The organism is Alterinioella sp. B-7 (assembly GCF_056857775.1).
The window spans coordinates 142,741-164,956 of sequence record NZ_JBSXNT010000032.1; the positions used below are offsets into that span (position 1 = coordinate 142,741).

Below are 22,216 nucleotides of genomic sequence, written 5' to 3' on the forward strand. Positions count from 1 at the left end.
GGCGATTCGCTCCACGTGAGGCACCATGCAAGACATCCAAGCCGCAAAGGACCTGGTTCTGGCCTGCCAGGAGGCGCTGGAGGCCGCCCCGGCGGACGCCGCCGCCGACACCCTCGCCCGTTTTACCGCGCCCGATTACCTGTGGCGCGGCATGCACCCGTTCGACCGGATCACCGGGGCCGAGGCCGTGGGAAGCCGGTTCTGGGACGGGTTGCGCGGGTCGCTCACCCATATCCAGCGCCGCATGGACGTGTTCTTTGCCGGGGCCAACAGCCTCGATGGCGGCGCGTCGGTCTGGGTCGTGTCCATGGGCCATCTGATGGGCCTCTTCGATGCGCCCTGGCTCGGCATCCGGCCCTCGGGGCGGCTGACCATGCTGCGCTATTGCGATTTCCACCGGGTCGAGGGGGGCAAGATCAAGGAGACCGCCGCGTTTTTCGACATCCCCCACCTGATGATGCAGGCGGGGCAGAACCCGTTCCCGCCGCAAACCGCCGCGCATCTGGTCCAGCCGGGGCCGCGCCCCCATGACGGGCTGCTGACCGGACCGCAGGATCCGGGCGCGGGCGAAAAGACGCTGGCCGTGATCAACGCTATGATCAATGACCTCGGCACCTGGAAATCCGGGCTGCCGCTTGAGGAGGAACTGGCGCAGACCTGGCATGACGACATGCTCTGGTGGGGGCCTGCGGGCATCGGCGCAAGCTACACCATCGCGCGCTACGCCCGCCAGCATTCCGCGCCGTTCCGCGCAGGCTTTACCGAACGCTCCAGGACCCGCCACATCGCCCGACTGGCCGAAGGGCATTACGGCGGCTTCTTCGGCTGGCCCAATTTCACCGCGATCCCCACGGGCGGCTTCATGGGCCTGCCTGCCAGCACCACGGCGGGCGAGTTTCGCGTCATCGACATCTACCGGCGGCGCGGCGACAAGCTGGCGGAAAACTGGGTCTTCATCGACCTGCTGCATTACCTCAAGACACAAGGGCTGGACGTGCTGGCGCGGAACGGGACCGTCTAGGCAACGGCCGGTTTCTGTGCTTTCCTGATCCCGAATGGACGGGAAATGAACCACACGCGACCCGACAAGACCCTACACCTGCTGATCCTCGTGACGCCCTATTTCAACCTGGGGGCCACGGCGGGCTTCATCGACCCGTTCCGCGCCGCGAATTATCTTGAGGGGCGCGGGCTTTACGACTGGACGCTTGTTTCGGGGTCCGGTGGCGCCTGCACCGCCAGCAATGGGATGCAGGTCGAGACGGTGGCGCTGAACGACCTGCCGGAGCACCGCTTCGATATCGTCATCGTCTCCTCCAGCTGGACGCCCGAACAGCACCGCTCCTCGCGCCTGCACGCGCAGCTCTGGCAATGGGCGCATTCCGGCAGCACGCTTGGCGCGCTGGATACCGGGGCCTTCATCCTGGCCCGGGCCGGCCTGCTCAAGGACCGCCGCGCCACGGTGCATTACGAACATATCGACGCGTTTGGCGAGACCTTCCCCGAGATCGAGGTCAGCGAGGATCTGTTCGTCTTCGACGGCAACCGGATCACCTGCGCGGGCGGCAGCGCCTCGGTGGATTTCGCCCTCAACATCCTGCGCGGCACGCATGGCGATGCGACCGCCAATGCCGCCGCGCGCTACCTGTTTCACCAATCCCTGCGCCCGCCCGGCAGCACCCAGAACGCGGGCGCGTCCGAGCCCGCGGGCAGCGTCACCCCCACCGCCCTGCGCCGCGCCATCGCCGCCATGGAGGCCAATCTTGAAACCCCGATCCCCATTGCCGAGATCGCCCGCGCGGCCCGCGTCTCGCACCGGCAGCTCAACCGCCTGTTCGAGGGGCATGTCGGCAAGACCCCGTCGATCTATTACCGCGATATAAGGTTGGACCGGGCGCGCGGGCTGGTCACGCAGACCGACATGGCGCTGGCACAGGTGGCGCTGGCCTCGGGCTTTGCCAGCCCGGTGCATTTTTCCCGCGCCTACAAGGAGCGTTTCGGCCTGCCGCCGCGCCAGGACCGGGTCGAGGGCCGCGTGCCGTTCGAGTTCCGCGCCTGGCCGATGCATCGCAAGGGCGGCTGAGATGTCCAACCCGGTTGCTTTCCTGTCGAACCGAGGGCTGGTCCGACGACCGATCTGCGACGATCCTCGCGCCAGAGATGAGTTTGAGGCCACGCCATGACCGACCTGCCCTCCCCCCGCCAATTCGCGCAAATCCGCCACGGCTATGACCCCGACCCGCGCCGGTCGCTGTCATTGAAGGCCGATGCCTATACCGATAATGCCTGGTTCGAGGCCGACCGGCAGGCCATTCTTGCGAAGCACTGGCAATGGGTCTGTCACGTCGAGAAACTGCGCGCTCCCGGCGATTACGTCACCGCCGATATCGCGGGCCAGCCGATCGTGATCACCCGTGCCAGGGACGGCCTGTTGCGCGCCTTCTACAATGTCTGCAAGCACCGGGCGCATATGCTGCTGACGGGCGCGGGCAATACCAGCCGCATCATGTGCCCCTATCACGCCTGGGTCTATCGCCTCTCGGGCGAGTTGGTCCGCGCCCCGGAAACGGACGCGCTGGAGGATTTCGACACCAATGACATCTGCCTCGATCAGGTCAAGGTCACCGAATTCGCGGGTTTCGTCTTCGTCAATCTCGACCCCGACGCGGCCCCCTTGCAGGAGGTCGCGGGCAATCTGGAGACCGAGATCCGCCATTGGGCGCCTGACATAGAGAACCTGACCTTCGCCCGCCGCCTGACCTATGACATCAAGTCGAACTGGAAGAACGTCGTCGACAACTTCCTCGAATGTTACCACTGCCCGACCGCGCATAAGGATTTCTGCGACCTCGTCGACATGGACACCTACAAGGTCACCACATACGGCATCTATTCCAGCCACATGGCCGAGGCCGGGACCGGCGCGAATTCCGCCTATGACGTGTCGAACGCCACCGTGCGCACCCATGCGGTCTGGTGGCTCTGGCCGACGACCTGCCTGATGCGCTATCCGGGCCGCTCCTCGATGATCGTGCTGAACGTGGTGCCCGTCGGGCCGGACAGGACGCTGGAAACCTACGATTTCTACCTGGAAACGCCCGATCCCGACCCGATGGAGATCGACGCGATGCGCTATATCGACGAGGTGCTGCAGCCCGAGGATATCGGCCTTGTCGAAAGCGTGCAGCGCGGCATGTCCACGCCCGCGTTCCAGCAGGGCCGAATCGTGCATGACCCCGAGGGATCGGGCAAATCCGAACACGCGGTGCACCATTTCCACGGTCTTGTTCTTGACGCCTACGGCACGGCGGCGCCATGAGGCTCAAGGGCAAGACGGCCTTCGTCACGGGCGGGCGCGGCGGTATCGGACGCGCGATCTGCGCCCGCTTCGAGGCGGAAGGCGCGCAGGTCTTCGCGGGCGATCTGAGCGACACGGGCTCATTGGACCGCGCCGCCGCCCATGGCCAATACGTCGCGCTGGACGTGGCCGATGAGGCAGCGGTAAAGGCCGCGATGGCGCATATTGAGGCGCAGGTGGGCAAGCTCGACATCCTCGTCAACGCCGCGGGGATCGAGATCGAGAAGACCATCGAGGACACCAGCCTGGACGAATGGAACCGCAGCTTCGCGGTCAATGTCACCGGCACCTTCCTGACCTCGAAACACGCCCTGCCCCTGCTGCGCAAGGCAGCAAGGGACGGCACCACTGCCAGCCTGATCAATTTCGGCTCCTATGACGGCTTCATCGCCGATCCCGGCCTTGCCGCCTATTGCGCCACCAAGGGCGCGGTCCATGCCCTGACCCGTGCGATGGCCTGCGATCACGGCCCCGAAGGCATCCGCGTCAACGCGATCTGCCCCGGCTATATCGACACGCCGATGTTGCAGAGCTTTTTCGAGGGCGACGGATCAGGCGCGGGCGGCAAGACCATCGACCAGTTGCAACAGGCCGTGCGTGACGTGCATCCGATGCGGAGCTACGGCACGCCCGAGGATATCGCCAACCTCGTGACCTGGCTGGCCTCGGACGAGGCGCGCTATGCGTCCGGCCAGCTCTGGGTGCTTGATGGCGGGCTTTCCGCGCAGGTCCAGCAGATGCGATTGTGAACGGTGGGCAAACTGCCCACGCCTTGCGAAATTGGAGGGGTCCATGCCCAAATCCGTCATCATCACCTGCGCGCCCACGGGCGGCATCCACACGCCCACCATGTCCCCGCACCTGCCGATCACACCGGCCCAGATCGCCACTGCCAGCATCGAGGCGGCGGAAGCGGGCGCGTCGATAATCCACCTGCACGCCCGCGACCCCGAAACCGGCAAGCCCGACCCGCGCACCGAGACGTTCCAGAAATTCCTGCCGGTCATCAAGCAATCCACCGACGCGGTGATCAACGTGAGCACGGGCGCGGGGCTTGGCATGAGCATGGAGGAGCGCCTGCGCGCGGCCACCGATGCCTCGCCGGAAATGGCCTCGCTCAACATGGGGTCGATGAATTTCGGCCTCTTCCCGCTATTGGAGAAATACAAGGATTGGCAACATGACTGGGAGCCCGAATTTCTCGGCATGACGCGCGATTTCATCTTCCCCAACACCTTCGCCACCATCGAATATGCGCTGAAGACCCTGGGCGAAGCGCATGGCACGAAGTTCGAGTTCGAATGCTACGATCTCAGCCATCTCTACAACGTGAAATTCTTTGTTGATCAGGGTCTTATCAAGCCGCCCTTCTTCATCCAGATGGTCTTCGGCATCCTTGGCGGGGTCGGCGCGGACCTGGAGAACCTGATGCACATGCACAAGATCGCCGATCGCCTCTTCGGGCCGGAAAACTACGAATGGTCGGTGCTGGCGGCGGGGCGGCACCAGATGCCCTTTGCCACGCAAAGCGCGATGTTGGGCGGCAATCTGCGGGTCGGGCTGGAGGACAGCCTCTATATCGGCAAGGGCGAACTGGCGGTCTCGAACGCGCAGCAGGTGGCGCGGATCCGGTCGATCGTCGAGAACCTCGGGCTGCGCGTGGCAACCCCCGCCGAGGCCCGCGAAAGGCTGGCGCTGAAAGGTGCCGACCGGGTGGCGTTTTGACCCGGCTCGCGGGCCAGCGGGCGTTCGTGACCGGCGGACGGCAGGGCATCGGGCGCGGCATCGTCGAAGCCTTCCTGGCGGAAGGCGCCGAGGTGATCACCTGCGGGCGCGGACCGGCCCCCGACGGGCTGCCCTGTGCTTGGCAGAGCCTTGATGTGGCGGACCCGGTTCAAGTGAACGACGCAGCGCAAACCATTGGCAAGATTGATATTCTGGTCAATAACGCAGGCGTTCAGGTGGAAAGGACCGTCACCGACAGCACGGATGCCGATTGGGACGCGGTCATGGGCGTAAACGCGCGCGGGGTGTTCAACACCTGCCGCGCCTTCATCCCGCTGATGGGGTCTGGCGCGATCGTCAATATCGGCTCGATCTCGGGGCGTCACGCCGATCCGTCGATGGCGCTTTATAACGCGTCAAAGGCCTTCGTGCATGGGCTGACACGCTCCATCGCCGTCGATCATGGGCCGGACATCCGCTGCAACGCGATCTGTCCCGGCTGGATCGAGACGGGGATGCTGGAGGCGGGGTTTGCGCTGGCCCGCGAGCCGGAAAAGGCGCGGGCCGATGCGTTGGCCCGCCATCCCGTGCGGCGGTTCGGGCGACCGGAAGATATTGCCGCGATGGCGGTGTGGCTGGCCTCGGACGAGGCGGCGTTCGCAACGGGCCAGATGTTCACCGTGGATGGCGGCATGACGGCGGCCTCCCCCATCCAGCCGGGATTGCTCTAGATGACTGATTTCAAACATGTTTGCAGCCTCGGCGCGGGTGTGATCGGGGCCAGTTGGACGGCGCTTTTCCTGGCCTCGGGCCGGACGGTCGCAGTCTACGATCCGGCGCCGGGGGCGGAAAAGGCGTTGCGGGAGTATGTCGCGCGGGCGTGGCCGACATTGGTTGAGTTGGGGTTGGTGGAACATGGAAATCCGGATGCGATCCGCTTTCACAGTGATGCGAAAACTGCTGTTCAAGATGCTGATTTCATTCAGGAAAGCGTGCCGGAACGGGTGGAGCTGAAGCATGCGCTCTTCGCCGAAATCGAAGCGGATCTGAAACCGGGGGCGATCCTGGCCTCCTCCGCCTCCGGTCTGACACTTTCCGAAATGCAGGGCGGCTGGCGTGACCCTGCCCGCTTCGTTCTGGGGCACCCGTTCAACCCGCCGCACCTGATCCCGCTGGTCGAGGTGATGGGCAATGACCGCACCGATCCGGCGGCGATCTCGGACGCGGAGGGCTTCTACCAAACCATTGGAAAGATTACCATTCGTGTCAATCGAGAGGTGCCGGGCCATGTTGCCAACCGGCTTCAGGCCGCGGTTTGGCGCGAGGCGATTCACCTGGTGCGCGAGGGGGTTGCCAGCGTCGAGGATGTGGACAAGGCGATGTGGGCGGGCCCCGGCCTCAGATGGGCCGCGATGGGGCCGACGACGCTGTTTCACCTCGGCGCGGGCGCGGGCGGGCTGGAGGAGTTCTGCACCCGCTACGCCGACAGCTTTAACCGTTGGTGGGATGATCTGGGCACGCCGCACCTGGATGCGGAGACGGCGCGCATGTTGGTCAACGGCATGAAAGGACAGGACAATCCAGCGGAGATGTCGGCGCGGCGCGATGCCTTGATCACGGCGATGCAGAAGGCGACGAGGGGCTTGCGTTAACCCTCGGGCCGCTCGACGGGGCCGCCTTGCGCCTCCCAATCCTGGAACCCGTCGCGCAGATGGGCGCAGGCAAAGCCCATGTCGTTGAGCGTCGCGGTGGCCAGCGCCGAGCGCCAGCCCGCCGCGCAATGCAGGATATAGGTCTTGTCCTGGCCGAACACCTCGCGGAAATAGGGGCTTTCGGGGTCGATCCAGAATTCCAGCATGCCGCGCGGGGCATGAACCGATCCGGGGATAAAGCCTTGTTTCCGCTCTCGAATATCGCGGATATCGACGATAACCAGGTCGGGATCATCCGCCCGCGCGATCAGGTCGGCGGTGTCGATCTCCTCGATCCGGGCGCGGGCCTCGGCCACCATCCGGGCGGCGGTCGTCTTCAATTCGGTCATGTCATGCCTCCGCTTCGACCGACAGCTTGCCCGCCATTTCGGACGCGATCAACCGGGTTCGGATTGACCCTGAAAATGCAGAGACATAGGATTGATTTCATGAGGATATTTGCCCTTTGGTGCCATCCCCGCTCGGTCTCGACCGCGTTCGAGAGGGTGATGCGGGAGCGCGGCGACCTGGACGTGCTGCATGAACCGTTCTTGTATGATTACTACCTCAACCGCGCGCCGCGCCGCTTTCCCGATTTCCGCCCTGACCCCGACCATCCGGCGGATTATGCCGACACGCGCCAGATGATCCTGCGGCGGGCCGAGGGCGGGCCGGTCTTCTTCAAGGACATGGCCTATTACGTGCTGGACACGCTGCCGGATGACGCAGAGTTCCGCGATGCGATCACCCATGCGTTCCTGGTGCGCCATCCCGCCGAAAGCATCCTGTCCTACGCCAGGAAGGACCCCGGTTTTGCCAGCGTGGAACTGGGGATCGAGGCGGAATGGGTTCTATATCAAACCCTTAGAGAGGCCGGACATACGCCGCTGGTGATCCTGTCCGACGATCTGCGCCGCGATCCTGAGGCCGTCATGCGGGCCTATGGGGCGCATGTCGGGTTGCGGAACCGGCCCGAAGCGCTGTCCTGGGACAGGCAGGTGCCGTCAGACTGGGAGGCGGTGCAGCAGTGGCATGGCGAGGTTCTGGCCTCAGGGCAAATCCGCCCGCCCGAGCGGGAGGGCGACCCGGTGGCGGAGGCCGCGGCACTTGGCGCGCCTTACACGGACTACCTGGATCATCACTTGACGTTTTACGAAATTCTGCGTGACGTGGCGGAGGCGCAGAGGCGCGATTTCTGACAGGGTTGTCAGCTTTCCGCGTCCGCCCATGGCCCGTGCTGGCCGGTGCTGCCATCGTCCAGCCGCGCGAAGCCGTGCAAGCCGAAGAAATCGCGCTGGCCCTGGATCATGTTGGCGGTGCCGCGTGCGGTGCGCATGGCGTCGAAATAGGCCAGCGCCGAGGCGAGCGCGGGCACCGCGATGCCATGCGTGGCGGCGGTGGCCACGAGGGTGCGCAGCGCGGCGTGGCCGGCCCGCAGGTGGTCCGCGAAAACCGGGGCCATCATCAGGGTGCGGCCCGCGTCTTCCGTCAGCGCGTCGGCCATGTCGTCGAGCATCGCCGAGCGGATGATGCAGCCTGCGCGCCAGACCCGCGCGACCTCTGGCAGAGGCATGGTCCATCCGAAGCTCCGCGCGGCGGCGGCCAGCATTCCGAAGCCCTGGGAATAGCACAGCACCTTGCCCGCGATGAGGGCCTTTTCCATCACGCTGTCCTGCAATATGCCCGCGTCGATGGGCTTTGGCGCGGGGCCGAAGAGGGCTTCGGCGGCCTGCCTTTCCTCGCGCCGGGCCGAGATGTTGCGGGCGGTGATGGCGGCCTCGATCGCGGGGATCGGCGCACCCAGATGCTGCGCCTCGATCGCGGTCCAGCGCCCGGTGCCCTTCTGCCCCGCCGCATCAACGATCACATCCAGAAGCGGGCCGTTCGTGGCCGCGTCATGGGCGGCGGCGACCTGGCCGGAGATTTCGACAAGGTAGCTTTGCAGCGCGCCACTGTTCCAGCGGGTGAAGACATCGCCGATCTGGTTCGCGCTGCGGCCAAGCCCGTCGCGCATCAGCCCGTAGATCTCGGCGATCATCTGCATGTCGGCATATTCGATGCCGTTATGGACGGCCTTGACGAAATGGCCCGCGCCTTCCGGCCCGAGCCAGGCGGCGCACGGCATGCCATGATAGTCGGCGGCGATGGCCGTCAGGATCGGCGCGACGCGGTCCCAATGCGCGCGGTCGCCGCCGCCCATGATCGAGGGGCCGTGGCGCGCGCCCGCCTCGCCGCCCGAGACACCGATGCCGAGAAACGCGCCGGGATCGGCCATGCGGCGGTTCGTGTCGCGGAAATTGGCGTTGCCCGCGTCAATGATCAGGTCGTCAGTGTCGAGAAGCGGGCGCAGGGCCGCGATCTGCTGATCGACCGGGTCGCCCGCGGGCACCATCAGGATGATCGCGCGGGGGGGCTTGAGGGCGGCGACCAGATCCGCCAGCTCTTGCGCCGGAGTGATCCTCGCGGCAAGCGCCCCGGCCCCTTCCATGAAGGCTTCGGTTTTCGCGCCGGTGCGGTTCCAGACCGCGATGTTGAAACCCTTTTCCGCGATGTTGAGCGCCAGCGCCGCCCCCATCGTGCCCAGGCCCACCAGTCCGATATCGCAATTGCCCATGCCGTCCCCCTTGGTTGACCCCAGATATAGCGCGGTCGGGCGGGCCTGGCGATATGCCGGATGGACGGGGGCGGATATGTCAGCCAGATTGGAGTGACAGGGTTGGATTTCAGGGATTTTGAAGCCGATGACGATCAAGATCGAGATGCTGCGCGCCTTCGCCATTGTCGCCGAAAGCGGCACCCTGGCGGAGGCGGCGACCCGGCTGGGGCGCACGCCCTCGGCGATTTCGATGACGCTGAAGGGGTTGGAGGAGCATCTGGGCCAGCGCCTCTTTGCAACCGATCGCAAGAACCGGCTGACGCCCCTGGGCGAATATGTGCTGGATCAGGCGCGGCGCGAATTGCAGCAGTTCGACGCCACGATCCGCGCCATCGAGGGGTTTGCCACCGCGCCGCAGGGGTTGATCCAGGTGGCGGCGGTGCCGTCGGTGGCGGGGATGATCTTTCCGCAGGTCGTGGGGGCGTTCCTGGCCCGCCATCCCGGCGTCTCGGTGGAAATCCGCGACATGGATTCGGTCGGCATCCTTGAGGCGCTGACGCGGGGACGGATCGACATCGGCGTTGCCGCGCCTGCGGGGCCGGTGCGGGGGGGGCGGGCGGTGCCGCTCTTCTCGGACGCGTTCGGGTTGATCATGGCGCGGGATCATCCGCTGGCCACACGCAGCGCCCCCTTGCGGCTGGCCGATCTGGGCGCTCAGCAGGTCTTGCGCAACGAGCTGTCGGACCGGATCGAGGCTGTGCGTGAGGCGACGGGCACCGCGCGGATGTCGGCGCTGAACACGCTGACGCTGACCGCGATGGTGCGCGGCGGGCAGTGGGTCACCGTGCTGCCGAGCACGGTCATTCAGATCGACCCCGAGAGGTTGGCCTTTCGTGCCTTCGAGGATCTTGGCGAACACCGGCAGGTCGACCTCCTGATGCGCGAGGATCGGGTGGAGCGCGAGGAGGTCTCGGATTTCGCCGCGATGGTGCGGGCGGTCGACTGGGATCAGCGGGCAAAGCGGCCAGGGGCGTAGGGCGACATATCCAGGTTCGGCCCCTGCCCCGTCATCATCTGGGCAATCAGCCGCCCGGTCTTGGGCCCGCCAGTCAACCCGATATGGTGATGGCCGAAACCGACGAAGACGCCGGTTTGCCCGACCTCGCCGATCATCGGCAGGCTGTCGGTGAGCGCCGGTCGGTGGCCTTGCCATTCCTCCTCGCGGGCGGCGACGAGGCCGGGGAAGGTCGCGGCGACCTGGCGGCGCAGAAGCGCGAAGGGCGCTCGCGAGGGGCCCGCATCGAGCCCGCCGAACTCCACCACGCCGGCACATCGCAAACCGGCGGCCATCGGCGTGGCGACGAACTTGCCCGAGGCGACCATGACCGGGGCGGACGGGCCGCCTTCCGCGCCTTCAAAGACGATGTGATAGCCGCGCTCGGATTCCAGCGGCACCTTCAGGCCCAGTTTGCGCATCAGCGGTTTCGACCAGACGCCGGTGGCCAGCACGACACCCGAACAGGGCATCGCGCCGGATGAGGTGATCACCTCGGAGACCTTGCCATCCGACAGGCTAAAGTCATGAACCTCGGCCTGCCGGACGTCACCGCCAAGCCTGACGAATTCCTCGGCCAGCGCCGCGACATAGCCGCCGGGATCGCGGATATAGGCGTGGTCGGCATAGGTGGCGAGGCAGGTGATCTTTGCGCCCAGGGCCGGTTCGACCTCCTGCACCGCAGGGCCTTCGATAATGTCGGGCACAAAGCCTGCCTCGCGGCGCAGGGCGTTGGTATAGGCGTCGGCCTCATAGCCTGCGCGGGTCTTGTAGGCGAAATGGTAGGGGCTGTTCGTGATCCAATGCGCAGCACCGGTGCCCGCCGTCAGGGCCTTGTGCTGTTCGACCGTGTCGGCGGTGATGGGCGTGAGGCCCTGCGCGATACGGCGCGTGTCGGGGTCGTTGGCATGGGCGAGATATTTCACCAGCCAGGGGGCCAGACGCGGCAGGTAGGACCAGCGCAGGAAGAGCGGTTCATTGCGGCTGAGCAGGTAGTGCGGGGCCTTGGGCAGCAGGCCGGGCGTGGTGACCGGGACCATGGCACAAGCCGCGAGCAATCCGGCATTGCCGTAGGAGGTGCCCATCCCCGGCGCGCCCCGGTCGATCAGCGTGACATTGCGGCCCGCGCGTGCCAGCCAGATCGCCGCCGAGACGCCGACGATGCCCGCACCGATGACGATGATTGGATGATCGCTGTCCTGCGCCATGTCTGGTCCTTGTTGTGCGTGCGCTGGATCGACCATGTCCGGGATTATGGGTGGAGGTAAAGCCCCGGAGTGGTCCGGGCGGAGCGCTCGGCCGACCGCGCGCATTTGCGGGCCACAGGCGGGCCGCGCTCCGGCGTCACCCTGTCACAAACCGCAGGGTGACACTGGCGGTCCGGGCGGGATCGCCGAGGATAACAGCGCCGCCTTCGTGGCGCGCCGCCATCCCGCTGGCCGCGACGTGATCTGCCAGCACCGTCATGTCCCGCACCTTGATGTCCATGCCGACGATGGCGGGCTGAGGGTCTGCCCGCACGGCGTCGGGCAGCGGCCCGAGGAGGTCTTCGCAAGCCGCCCCCGTCAGCACCCGCATCACACCATTGGCGGTTTGCGTCTCGAAACCGCCTTGCAGGTCACGCACAGGGCCGTAGAGGCGTTCAAGCCGGGGGCGCAGCGCGGTCCGGTCGCGGGCCTCGGCCCGGATCGTCACCCCCGCGATGCCGCAGGCGGTGTTCGGATGCTCCAGCCAGCGCGGCACGTAGATCAACTCGGGCCGGTGCTGCTGGCAGAGGAAGAATGAGAGGCGCGGAAACTGGGTGTCGGGCATGAGGGCCAGCGTGGTCTTGGTGCGGTCCTGCCGCCCATCGGGCAGGGTCACGTCGCGGCCAAACTCAAGATGACCCGCGACGGTGAAGCCAGCCGCTTCTGCCCGATCCGCATCGGCGCGGCTGTCCTCGCTGTGCAGCGCGGTCAGCGCCACGCCCTCACGCGCCTGCAAATGGCTGTGGACATGGCGGCCAAAGCGGAAATCGCCCGCCGGATGCGTGTCCAGCAGGGCCTCGTCATAGACCCCCATGATCTCGATCAGGCAGCCCCGGAACATGGCGAGGCTGGTCGAGGTGCCCCAGGGATGCCGCCCGATCGGCGTCATGGTGAAACCGAGCGAGATCAGCCGGTTCCGCAGCCCCGCGACATCCCGCGTGGCGATCAGCGGATGGTCGATACCGAAACTGGCGCTCATGATCGCTCCGGCGCGAAGCGGACCCTTGCGGGGCCACGGATCTCGCCGCGCGGGCCAGCGACGGTCATGGCGTCGGGCACGTCTTGCAGCACGACCGCCCCCGCGCCCACATTGGCCCCGGCCCCCACACGGATATTGCCGAGGATCACCGCCCCCGCCCCGATCACCGCGCCGTCGCCGACCTTCGGGTGCCGGTCCGGGCCGCTATCGGTCAGCGTGCTGCCAAGCGTCACGTTATGCCAGATCGAGACATCGCGCCCGATCACCGCCGTCTCGCCGATGACGCAGCCGAGCCCGTGATCCAGCCACAGCCCCGGCCCGATCCGGGCAGCAGGGTGAATATCGGTGGAGAGCGCGCGGCCAAGCACGGATTTCAGGGCCATGGCGCGGGTCTGATCGCCCTGGCCCCAGAGGTGATGTGCCACGCGATGCGCCATCACCGCCTGCACCCCGCGCGAGAAGAGCAGCGCGCCCGCGCGCCCGCCGGGTTCGAAATTTCGCCGGGCGGTTTCGCTGATGTCATGGCTGGAGGTCTCAACCAGCGCGGGCGCCTCGGCATAGGCGGCGTGGACGGTCGCCCGCACCCCGTCATTCGCGGCGATCCCGCCAAGGAGCGCGCCGGCCAACCTGGGGAAGTCGGCGCAATCCGCCGCCGTGATGCCGGTCATCGCCGCCGCGTCGGGACTGGCTTGCAAGAGGTCTCGGGTCTCGTCATGGATCATCGCGCGCGCTTTCAGGATGTGTAGCCGAACGCTATGCGCGGGACCGGGGCCGCGTCCAGCCAGACCGCCTTGGGCGCGGTATATTCCATCAGCGCGTCGGAGCCGGAGGACCGACCATAGCCCGATTGGCCGGAGCCGCCGAAGGGCACCGAGACATGGATCGCCTTGTAGCTGTTGACCCAGAACGTGCCTGCGCGAACCGCTGCCGCCATCCTATGCGCACGGCCCACATCCGCCGTCCAGACCGCGCCGGCAAGGCCGAATACCGTGTCATTGGCGAGGCTTACGGCCTCTTCCTCATCCACGAAGGGGATGGTGGTGACGACCGGGCCGAAGATCTCGGTCATCGCGGGCAGGCTGCGGTTGCCGAGCCCCGTCAGCACCGTGGGCGCAACGAAGAAGCCGCGATCGGGCAGGCTGTCGCGGGTCATGAGGTCGGCCCCATCATGCTGCGCGCCGTCGAGGACACGCCTGATATGGGCCAGTTGACCGGCATTGCCGACCGGGCCGATCTCGGTCGCCTCGTCCAGCGGATCGCCAAGTTTGATCGCGTTCATGCCCGTGGTCAGCATCTCGGTCAGGTCGGGCCGGATGCCGTCTTGCACCAGCAGACGGGATCCGGCGACGCAGCTTTGCCCCGCGCCTGAGAAGATGGCGGCCTGCGCGCCGAGGCAGGCGGCTTTCAGGTCGGCGTCGTCAAAGACGATATTGGCCGATTTGCCGCCCAGTTCCAGGACGCAGGGCGTCAGCGCCTCGGCCGCCGCGACGGCGACGCGCCGCCCGGTGCCGGGGGAGCCGACGAAAATCACCTTCTGCGTCGCGGGATGAGCGATGGCGGCCTGCCCTGCCGTGGTCCCAAGCCCCGCCAGCACGTTCACCAGACCCGGCGGCAACCCCGCGCCCTCGGCCAGCTTCACCAACGCCACGGTGGTCGCGGGCGTCAGTTCCGAGGGCTTGATCACCACGCCGTTGCCTGCCGCGATGGCGGGCGCGATCTGCCAGCCGCCGGTGAAGGCGGGCGCGTTCCAGGGGGTGATCTGAAACACCACGCCAAGCGGTTCACGGATCGTATAGGTCAGGTGGCCCGAGGGGACCGGAATGACCTCGCCATGCAGCTTGTCGGCCCACCCGGCGTAATAGGCGAACATCTCGGCGACCTTGGCGATTTCCACCCTGCAATCGCGGATCGGTTTTCCGGCGATGAGCGCGTCGAGCCTTGCCAGCGGCTCGGCATGGGCGGTGATCGCGCGGGCGGCGTCTTGCATGACCTGGCCACGCCCGGCGGCGGTAAAATCCCCCATCCAGACGCGTTGCGCACGCGCGGCGGCGTCACAGGCGCGGGTGGCGAGCGCCGCGTCGGCATCGGCGTAGCGGGTCAGCTCCTCTTCCGTGTAGGGGTCGATCAGGGGGATATCCTCGCCCTGCCCGTCCATGAGGACGCCGCCGATGAGGCTCTGGATACGGCCATTGAGGCCAAGTTCGGCCATGGTGTCGGTGAAAATCCGGGCCCGCGTCATTGGTCCTGCTCCGTCTGAAACTGCACGATCCGGTTGAAATCGTCCCCGTCGGGCAGGGTCGCGGCGCTGTCGGCCCAGATCTGCGCGATGCGGGTGAAGGCGGGGATCGGCACGCCCGCACCCTCTGCCAGTGTTTGCGCCAGCCGCACATCCTTGCGCATCAGGCCCATGGTGAAGCCGCTGTCGAAGGCATCCGGCAGCACCCATTTGGGGAAATTCACCTCGCTGACGGCGGAGCGGCCCGAGCCTGCATTGACGCCCTCCAGCAGGGCGGCGGGGGCGACGCCCGCGGCCTGTCCCAGCCGCACCGCCTCTGCGACCAGCACAAGGTTGGCCGCGCAGAGCATATTGTTGACGATCTTGGCGGCATGGCCCGCGCCGGGGCCGCCGATATGCACGGTCCTGGCGGTGAGCGCGTCCAGAAGCGGGCGGATGGCCTCTATGGCGTCGGCCTCGCCGCCCAGAACCATCGTCATGCTGCCCGCCCGCGCCGCAGATGGCCCGCCGCTGACGGGGCCGTCGATAAACTGGACGCCCCTGGCCGCGCACGCCGCATGGAGCGCCTGCGAGGTGGCGGGGTCGGAGGTGGAGGTATCCAGGATCGTGGCGCCTTGGGTCAGGGCATCAGCGATCTCGGCCATGACCGCGCGCACCATGGCGGCGGTGGGTAGCGAGAGCACGATCACGTCGCAGGCGGCGGCGAGGGCACGGGCGTGGGGGAAAGCGTCCACCCCCGCCAACGCGGCCAACCGGTCCGCATCGGGATCATGCGCCGCCACCTGCCAGCCGCTGTCAGCGAGATGCCGCGCCATGCCGCCGCCCATGTTGCCGCATCCGATGATGCCGAGTTTCATTCTCCTGCCCTCCGCCGGTTTCCCCGCCAGAGTGGCAGGGATCGGCGCGGCAGGAAAGGCAAGGATCGGAGTTTATCGTTGCGCGCCACGCAACCTATTGCCCGCCGAAAGCCGCCATGCGCCGGGCCAGATTCGCCGCCATGGACTGCGCGGCGCGCGGGAGTTCCCGGCCATTGCGGGCGATCAGCGCGGCTTCGCCGGTCTGAAACTCGGGCTCGGCGATCTCGCGCGCGACCAGCCCGCCCGCCGCGATATCGGCCATGGCGGCGAAGCGCGGCAGGACGGTGACGCCCATGCCGGAGCGCGCGAAGGCCAAGAGGACGGCGATGGATCCGGTCTCGACCACCGCGTGCAGCCGGTGACCCGCCCGCGCCTCGGCCCGTGCCAGAACCGACCCGACACCGTAACCGCCCGTCAGCACCGCCGCCGGAAGATTTGCCAGCGCCGCCATGGAAAGCGGCGCGGAGAGATCGGCAAAGCGCGACCCCGGACGCGCCAGCATCATCAGGGGTTGCGGGTGGCGCGCCAGAAGCTTGAGCGCGCGGTCGGGGGCGACGTCATAGGCCAGCCCCAGATGGGCCTGATCGGTCATCACGCTGTGACGAACGGCATCGGTGGAGCCCTGCTCCAGCGCGTAGGTCAGGCCGGGATGGGTGGCCGCGAAACCGGGCAGTGCGCCGCCGACCAGATCGCCGACAAAGCCTTCACCCACCGCCACCCGCACGGTGCCGCGTGCCATGCCCTTGAGCGCATCGAAGCGCGATTGCAGCGCTTCCATCTCAGAGGCTTCCCGGCGCAGGTGGTCGCGCAGAAGCGCCCCCGCCTCGGTCAGTTGCACGCCCCGGCGGCCCCGTTCGATGAGGCGGGTGGCCAGTGTCGTCTCAAGCCCGGTGATGGCGCGGCTGATGGTGGAGGGCTCGACGCCCAGGGCTTCCGCCGCGCCGCGCACGGTGCCCGCCGTGGTCGCGGCCAGAAAGGCGCGGGTCTGTTTCGGGTCGAGGCTCTGCATCTCCGCCCCCATACGCAACGAATACCGTTGCAGCATAGCACAAAACGCAACGTCCCTCAGTAGTCGCGTTCGAAAAACACGCCGATCCCGCTCTGCCCGTCCGAGGAGAAGCTGCCGCGCGCAGTGATATTGGGGGTGAGATCGAGGTTGATCGAGGCCTCGGCCTCTCCGTCCGAGCCGATCTGCACATCCGTATAGGCGTTCTCACCGATATAGCGGCCAAGGCGCACCTGCGCGTTCCCCTCGGCATCGGTGGTCAGGTCGAGGTCATCGACACCGAGGCTGTCGCGGATGCCGCCGATGACACTGCCCGAGCCCGCCAGCCGCGAGAGGCCATCGACCAGTTGCAGCGCCTGAACCGCCGAGAGGCTGGAGGCCTCGCGCCCGAACAGAAGCCGCGACAGGATCTCGTCCTCGGGCAGGCTTGGCGTCGAGGTGAGCGTGAGTTCCGGGTTCGAGATCGGCCCCTCCACGATGATGCGCGCCAGCACGTCACCCGCCTCGGTCTGTGCCACGACACGCAGGTAGGGGTCGAAACTGCCCTGTAGCGTCACCGAGCCTTCGATCAGGTCGAAGCGCTGCCCGACCACGGATAGGCGGCCCCGGATCAGCTCGAACTGGCCCGAGGGGATGACATTGGCCGTGGTGCCGCCGATGCGGATCGCGCCGCCCATTTCGGCATCGAGCCCCGAGCCACGCACGAAGATGCGGTTGGGCGCGGAGATGGTCAGATCGAGCGGCAGGGGAGGCCCGGAGGCACCGCCGCCTCCCTGCCCGATCAGCCCCGCATTGGCCCGCGCGATGCGCGAGTCGCGGTCCTCGTTCACGTGGCGGATGTCGGGGATCGGTTCGGCCGCGCCGGTGGTGGAGTTTGTCAGCACTATGTCGGTCTGGCCCAGGTCGATCTGGCCGCTGATCGTCGGCCCCTGCGTGAGCCGCCCCGAAATCGAGATGTCGCCACGCGTCACCACGGTTTGCAGGAAATCGCCCTGCACGATGCGGGCCTGCGTCAGCGTCACGTCGATATTTCCCGGCAGCCCCGGCCCGGTCAGATCGACCGAGCCATCGAGGTTGACATTGCCCCCCGTCGACAGAGCGCCCTGGCCGCTGACGCTCGCGCGCCCGCCCGACAGTTGCACATTGGCCGAAAGGTTCTCCAGCGCCAGCCCCAGGTTGGGGGCCGCGACGCGCAACCCGTTGGCCGAAATCGTGCCGGAAACGGCGGGCAGACCAGGCTGGCCCTGTATCCGCAGGTCCAGATTTGCGGTGCCCTGCACTGATCGCGGCGCGATGAACGGGTTGACCAGCGCCAGCGCGGCGTTGCCCGTCACCCGCAGATCGACCGCGCCATCCGGCAGGCCGACCTGGCCCGTGGCGTTCACGGCGATGTTTTGCAGCCGCGCCTCGGCCTCCAGGTTCCAGGGCGTATCGGACGCGCCGCGTTCCAGTGTTGCCGCGACCGTCAACGGCCCGGAGACGGAGGAACTGAGCAGGCCGGCATTGCGCAGCCGCGCGTCCAATTGCACCCGGCTGGCCTCGGGCGCGATGGAGGCGCTGCCGCTGGCGATGATCTGCTGGCCCTCGACCTGCAAATCTTCGATGCGCAGGCCGTCGGCATCCTGCACGGCGCGCGCGCCGATAGTGGTTTCACCCGCCAGAAGGCCCTCGGGCTCACCCAGGCCAAGCTCAAGATCCTGCGCGACGCCGTCGAGGCGCAGGTCGAACCCGCCATCGGGCCGGCCGACCTGACCGGCGAGGGTCACGGCGATGTTGGGCAGCTGCGCCTCGGCCTCCACGTCCCAAGGCGTATCGGAGGCCCCGCGCTCCAGCGCCGCCGCGAGTGTCAGCGGCCCGGAGAGGGCAGGATTGATCAGACCGGCCTCGCGCAGGGCCGCGTCGAGTTGCACCCGGCTGGCGTCACTGGCCAGTGCCACGCTGCCGCTGGCGGTGATCTCCTGCCCCTCGACCCGCAAATTGTCGATGCGCAACCCGTCTTCGTCGCGAATGGCCAGCGCGCTGATCACGGTTTCGCCCGCCAGGATCCCCTCCGGCTCGCCGACACCAAGCGCGATTTCCTGCCCGGTGCCGTCGATGCGCAGGTCGAAGGCGCCCGACAGAAGCTCCACCGCGCCGCGCAATTCGACCGCGACGGCACCCTCAAGATCGCTGCCCGCCAGCGCCGAGAAGGCGGAAAGGTCGGGCAGCATCCCCTCAAGTTGCAGCGCCAGCATCAGCTGTTCTTCCGGCGTGGTGAAATCGGCACTGCCGCTGAGTTGCGCGTTGCGGGTGGAGAGGGTCAGATCGGTGATCTCGACCGGGTCGCCATCGGACCAGACCAGGTCGAACCCGGCCTGCCCGGCGGAGCCGACCGCCTGTTGCAGCGCGTCATCTTCCAGCGTCAGCCCCTCGAAACTGGCGGCAACTTCGGCAGTGACGCCTTCAAGCGTGTTATCCGGCGTCAGAATCGTGCCGGACATGTCAAGCTGCGCCTCGTCCAGCCGCATCGTGTCGAGCCGCAGGTCGATCAGCGAGGCCTGCCCCTGCCAGCTATCCCCCGCCGTGCGGTCATAGCTGAGCGAGATGTCGGCGCTGGCGGCCTCGACCCGCTGGCCGGGGATCGGCAGGCGCACGAGCTCGCCCTCGGCGGGGCGCATCAGCATGGTCAGCGAAAAGCGCTCCGGCGTGCCGGACGGGTCCAGCGCGCCCGAGCCCGAGACGGAGAGCGAGGCGGTGGTGATCTCGAACCGGTCCAGCACCATCGCCCCATCCGGCGCGGTGATCGCAAGCGCCTGAAGGCTGACCGCATTGCCGAAGAATGGCTGGTAGTCCGGGGCCAGCAGCCGCGCCACATCGCCCGAAAGGTCGACCGCCAATTGCCGCGCGCCCGCGTCGGACTGGCTGAGCGTGACGTCGCCCGACAGGCGCGGTTCGCCATCAGTGGCAAGCGTGATGTCGGCGGCGAAGTCATTGAGCGGGCCGGACCCTTCGACAGCCAGTTCGACCGAGGGCGTTTCGGGGATGTCGAGCAGCGTCGCTGCGATGCCGCCCGCATCCTCGGTCAGTTCAAGGTTGAGGTCCAACACGCCGGTTTCATTGGAATAACTGGCGGCAAGCGCGAAGACGCCTTCGGGTCCGTCCAGTCGCGTCAGGTCCAGCGCCGCCGTGCCCTCGCCGCCTGCCAGCGACACCGATCCGCTGGCGCTGGCCAGCACCTCGAACCCCAGAAGCGGCGCGCCAAGCTCGATCCGGTCGACCTGCAACTCACCGATCTGGATCGACACGGGCAATTCGGGCAGGGAAAACGGGACCGCCTCGGGCGGGGGCATGTCGCCGCCTTCGGAGACGGGCAATCGCTCCAGCGCGATGCGCTCGGCGGCCAGCCGGGTGATGTCGACCTGGCCCGCGAACAGCGCGGAGCGGTTCCAGTTCAGTTCCGCATTCTCGATGGTCAGCCAGACGCCATCGGCGTCCGCGACGGTCAGCCGCTCCAGCGTCGCGGTGGAGCTGAGCGCGCCGGAGAACCCGTCGATCCGCACCGAACGCGCCGCCCCGTCCGACAGCGCATCCTCGATGAAACCGACAATCAGCGAGCGGTCACGCTCCTGCTCGTCCTGCGCCAGGGCGGGGCCGGCGAGGACGATCAGACAAAGGGCAATCAGGAAACGGGTCAAAAGTTCTGTCCAATACCGAGGTAGAGATGCACATCCTCGCCGGTGCCATCCCCCGACACGGGCGTGGCGATATCCAGGCGGATGGGGCCGATGGGCGTGTCATAGCGCAGGCCGAGCCCCGCGCCCGAATGCCAGTCGCTGGCCCCTTCTCCATAGGCGCCCGCCGAAACATAGCCCACATCGTAGAAGGCCACCGCGCCGAAATTGCCAAAGAGGTCCTGGCGGATCTCGAAGGACGCCCCGGCAAAGCTGCGCCCGCCTGTCTGCACCCCGTTCTGCATCGCGCCGAGCGACTGGTAGTCCTGCCCGCGCACCGTCCCTGAGCCGCCGGAGTAGAACAGCCAATCGGGCGGCAGCGCGGCAATATCGCCGCCATCGACGGTGCCCAGTTGCAACCGGCCCGCCAGGCGGGTGCTGTCCTCTTCGCCGAAGCCGTAATAGGCGCGCAGATCGGCGGTGGCGCGGATACCGCCGCCATCCTCGAACGCGGTGAAGGGGGTCAGCGTGGCATCGGCATACCAGCCGCTGGCCGCGTCGAACGCGTTGTCGCGCGAATCCCAGGTCAGCCCGAGCGGCAGGCCCACCATCCAGACCGAACGCTCCGAGAAGTTGTCCGACACATCCGAATAGCGTGCGAAGACGCCCGCCGTGGCGGTCAGCTCGTCCGAGAATTGATGCTCCAGCCCGATATTGATGCTGGCGGTGTCCTCCACGAATGTCGGCTCATCCAGATGCTCGATGCGAAAGCCCAGTTCCAGCGTGGTGTCGGGTGTCAGGTCGGCGGGGCGCGAGAAAAGGCCCGAAACGAACCCGTCAATGCCGCTGTTCTGCGCACCGATATCCGAGATTTCCGCGTCGAAGCGCAGCCGTTCCGCGCCGCCAAAGAGGTTGCGATGCAGCCAGTAACCGCTGACCGTCAGCCCGTCCTGCGACTGGATCTCGGCGCCGAACCCGACGCGGCGCAGGGGGGCCTCGACCAGTTCGGCCTGCACATCCAGGGTGCCGTCGGGGTTGGGAATCTCGGTGAAGCCGACCGAGGTGAAGACGCCGGTGTCGCGCAGCCGGTCGGCGGCGCGGTCGACCTCATCGGGGTCATAGACCTCGCCCGTGGGCAGGCCCGCGATGCGCAACACCCGGCGGGTGCGCATCCGTTCCTCGCCTTGCGGGATCAGCGTGCCAAAGCGGTAGACCGGGCCGGGGGCCAACGTGATCTCGGCGTCCAGTTCGGCCTCGTTGTGGCGCGCGGTGATCTGCTGGTTGCCCACATCCGCCGTGGCGTGACCCTGGGTGCGCCAGCCCATGATGCCCGCCTCGGTCGTCTCGCGCAGGATCACGGTGCCCGCCGGAGCGCCGCTGCGAAACCCCTCGGGCAGGTCGGTGCCGGGGGCGAGCGGCGCGATGACGGCGCGGCCAAGGCGGAAGGCGCGGCCCGGTTCCACCGTGATCGCGGCGCTCCGGACCTGCGTGATCCGGTCGAAGGGCGACATCCCGGCGACTTCCCGCCCATTCAGCGTGATGGAAATATCAGGGCCGAAATAGCCCTGCTCATAGAGCACCGCCAGAAGGCGCGCATAGTCGGACCGGGCGGCGGCCACGATGTCCTGACTCGCGCTGTCCTCCTCGTCCGTGACGGCCTGCAGGCGCGAGGCCGCGATCAGCGCATCGCGCAGCGCCTCGTCGCCGCCAAGGACTTGAAATCGAACGTCATTCTGCGCCTGCGCCGGTGGGGCCAAAAGCAGGGAAACAAGGGCAATCGTGAAGAGGTGGCGCATGATGTGGTCCCGGTCCGCAGT

19 protein-coding genes are annotated in these 22,216 nt (G+C 67.4%); 9 read left to right on the forward strand and 10 right to left on the reverse strand.

What is annotated here, in order from left to right; all coding sequences use genetic code 11:
- The first annotated feature begins 25 nt into the window (after nt 1-25).
- From AC13C7_RS10395 to AC13C7_RS10425, 7 genes are all read left to right on the forward strand, one after another.
- Nucleotides 26-1,021 carry a nuclear transport factor 2 family protein gene (locus tag AC13C7_RS10395; protein WP_482867423.1) on the forward strand — a complete coding sequence of 332 codons (996 nt, stop codon included), beginning with the start codon at nt 26-28 and terminating at the stop codon, nt 1,019-1,021.
- Between the two features lie 45 nt (nt 1,022-1,066).
- Nucleotides 1,067-2,083, forward strand: a complete 1,017-nt coding sequence (locus AC13C7_RS10400; RefSeq protein ID WP_482867424.1) for a GlxA family transcriptional regulator — start codon at nt 1,067-1,069, stop codon at nt 2,081-2,083.
- A 96-nt stretch (nt 2,084-2,179) separates the two neighbouring features.
- Complete coding sequence (locus tag AC13C7_RS10405) at nt 2,180-3,319, forward strand: aromatic ring-hydroxylating oxygenase subunit alpha (protein ID WP_482867425.1); 1,140 nt, start codon at nt 2,180-2,182, stop codon at nt 3,317-3,319.
- Nucleotides 3,316-4,107: an SDR family NAD(P)-dependent oxidoreductase gene (locus AC13C7_RS10410; protein ID WP_482867426.1), complete on the forward strand. Its 792-nt coding sequence runs from the start codon at nt 3,316-3,318 to the stop codon at nt 4,105-4,107. Before AC13C7_RS10405 ends, AC13C7_RS10410 begins: the two co-directional genes overlap by 4 nt.
- Nucleotides 4,108-4,150: 43 nt before the next feature.
- Nucleotides 4,151-5,083, forward strand: coding sequence for a 3,5-dioxohexanoate:acetyl-CoA acetone transferase (gene kce, locus AC13C7_RS10415; protein ID WP_482867427.1), 933 nt, complete (start codon nt 4,151-4,153; stop codon nt 5,081-5,083).
- Nucleotides 5,080-5,814 carry an SDR family NAD(P)-dependent oxidoreductase gene (locus tag AC13C7_RS10420; protein ID WP_482867428.1) on the forward strand — a complete coding sequence of 245 codons (735 nt, stop codon included), beginning with the start codon at nt 5,080-5,082 and terminating at the stop codon, nt 5,812-5,814. Before kce ends, AC13C7_RS10420 begins: the two co-directional genes overlap by 4 nt.
- Nucleotides 5,815-6,735 carry a 3-hydroxyacyl-CoA dehydrogenase NAD-binding domain-containing protein gene (locus tag AC13C7_RS10425; RefSeq protein WP_482867429.1) on the forward strand — a complete coding sequence of 307 codons (921 nt, stop codon included), beginning with the start codon at nt 5,815-5,817 and terminating at the stop codon, nt 6,733-6,735.
- Here AC13C7_RS10425 and AC13C7_RS10430 read toward each other — a convergent pair.
- Entirely contained in the window at nt 6,732-7,124 is a 393-nt protein-coding gene (locus tag AC13C7_RS10430; protein ID WP_446121331.1) for a rhodanese-like domain-containing protein, read from the reverse strand. The two genes, AC13C7_RS10425 and AC13C7_RS10430, sit on opposite strands and share 4 nt — an antisense overlap.
- Before the next feature lie 99 nt (nt 7,125-7,223).
- On the opposite strand from AC13C7_RS10430, the gene AC13C7_RS10435 reads away from it, so the two are divergent.
- On the forward strand, nt 7,224-7,973 hold the full coding sequence (locus tag AC13C7_RS10435) for a sulfotransferase-like domain-containing protein (protein ID WP_482867430.1): 750 nt from the start codon (nt 7,224-7,226) through the stop codon (nt 7,971-7,973).
- An 8-nt stretch (nt 7,974-7,981) separates the two neighbouring features.
- Here AC13C7_RS10435 and gndA read toward each other — a convergent pair whose 3' ends face one another.
- Nucleotides 7,982-9,388 carry an NADP-dependent phosphogluconate dehydrogenase gene (gene gndA, locus AC13C7_RS10440; protein WP_482867431.1) on the reverse strand — a complete coding sequence of 469 codons (1,407 nt, stop codon included), beginning with the start codon at nt 9,386-9,388 and terminating at the stop codon, nt 7,982-7,984.
- Nucleotides 9,389-9,515: 127 nt separating this feature from the next.
- On the opposite strand from gndA, the gene AC13C7_RS10445 reads away from it, so the two are divergent.
- Complete coding sequence (locus AC13C7_RS10445; RefSeq protein ID WP_482867432.1) at nt 9,516-10,406, forward strand: LysR family transcriptional regulator; 891 nt, start codon at nt 9,516-9,518, stop codon at nt 10,404-10,406.
- Here the strand turns inward: AC13C7_RS10445 and AC13C7_RS10450 are convergent.
- From AC13C7_RS10450 to AC13C7_RS10485, 8 genes are all read right to left on the reverse strand, one after another.
- Nucleotides 10,379-11,632, reverse strand: a complete 1,254-nt coding sequence (locus AC13C7_RS10450; protein WP_482867433.1) for an NAD(P)/FAD-dependent oxidoreductase — start codon at nt 11,630-11,632, stop codon at nt 10,379-10,381. The genes AC13C7_RS10445 and AC13C7_RS10450 overlap by 28 nt on opposite strands.
- A gap of 136 nt (nt 11,633-11,768) precedes the next feature.
- Nucleotides 11,769-12,650: a VOC family protein gene (locus AC13C7_RS10455; protein ID WP_482867434.1), complete on the reverse strand. Its 882-nt coding sequence runs from the start codon at nt 12,648-12,650 to the stop codon at nt 11,769-11,771.
- Entirely contained in the window at nt 12,647-13,372 is a 726-nt protein-coding gene (locus tag AC13C7_RS10460; protein WP_482867435.1) for an LbetaH domain-containing protein, read from the reverse strand. The genes AC13C7_RS10455 and AC13C7_RS10460 overlap by 4 nt, the downstream gene beginning before the upstream one ends.
- Nucleotides 13,373-13,383: 11 nt before the next feature.
- Complete coding sequence (locus tag AC13C7_RS10465) at nt 13,384-14,889, reverse strand: aldehyde dehydrogenase family protein (RefSeq protein ID WP_482867436.1); 1,506 nt, start codon at nt 14,887-14,889, stop codon at nt 13,384-13,386.
- Nucleotides 14,886-15,743 (reverse strand): NAD(P)-dependent oxidoreductase, encoded by an 858-nt coding sequence (locus AC13C7_RS10470; RefSeq protein WP_482867437.1) that lies wholly within the window; start codon nt 15,741-15,743, stop codon nt 14,886-14,888. Before AC13C7_RS10470 ends, AC13C7_RS10465 begins: the two co-directional genes overlap by 4 nt.
- Nucleotides 15,744-15,837: 94 nt before the next feature.
- Nucleotides 15,838-16,752 carry a LysR family transcriptional regulator gene (locus tag AC13C7_RS10475; protein ID WP_172316953.1) on the reverse strand — a complete coding sequence of 305 codons (915 nt, stop codon included), beginning with the start codon at nt 16,750-16,752 and terminating at the stop codon, nt 15,838-15,840.
- A gap of 56 nt (nt 16,753-16,808) precedes the next feature.
- Nucleotides 16,809-20,423 carry a translocation/assembly module TamB domain-containing protein gene (locus tag AC13C7_RS10480; protein WP_482867438.1) on the reverse strand — a complete coding sequence of 1,205 codons (3,615 nt, stop codon included), beginning with the start codon at nt 20,421-20,423 and terminating at the stop codon, nt 16,809-16,811.
- Nucleotides 20,420-22,195 (reverse strand): autotransporter assembly complex protein TamA, encoded by a 1,776-nt coding sequence (locus AC13C7_RS10485; RefSeq protein ID WP_482867439.1) that lies wholly within the window; start codon nt 22,193-22,195, stop codon nt 20,420-20,422. Before AC13C7_RS10485 ends, AC13C7_RS10480 begins: the two co-directional genes overlap by 4 nt.
- Nucleotides 22,196-22,216 lie beyond the last annotated feature (21 nt).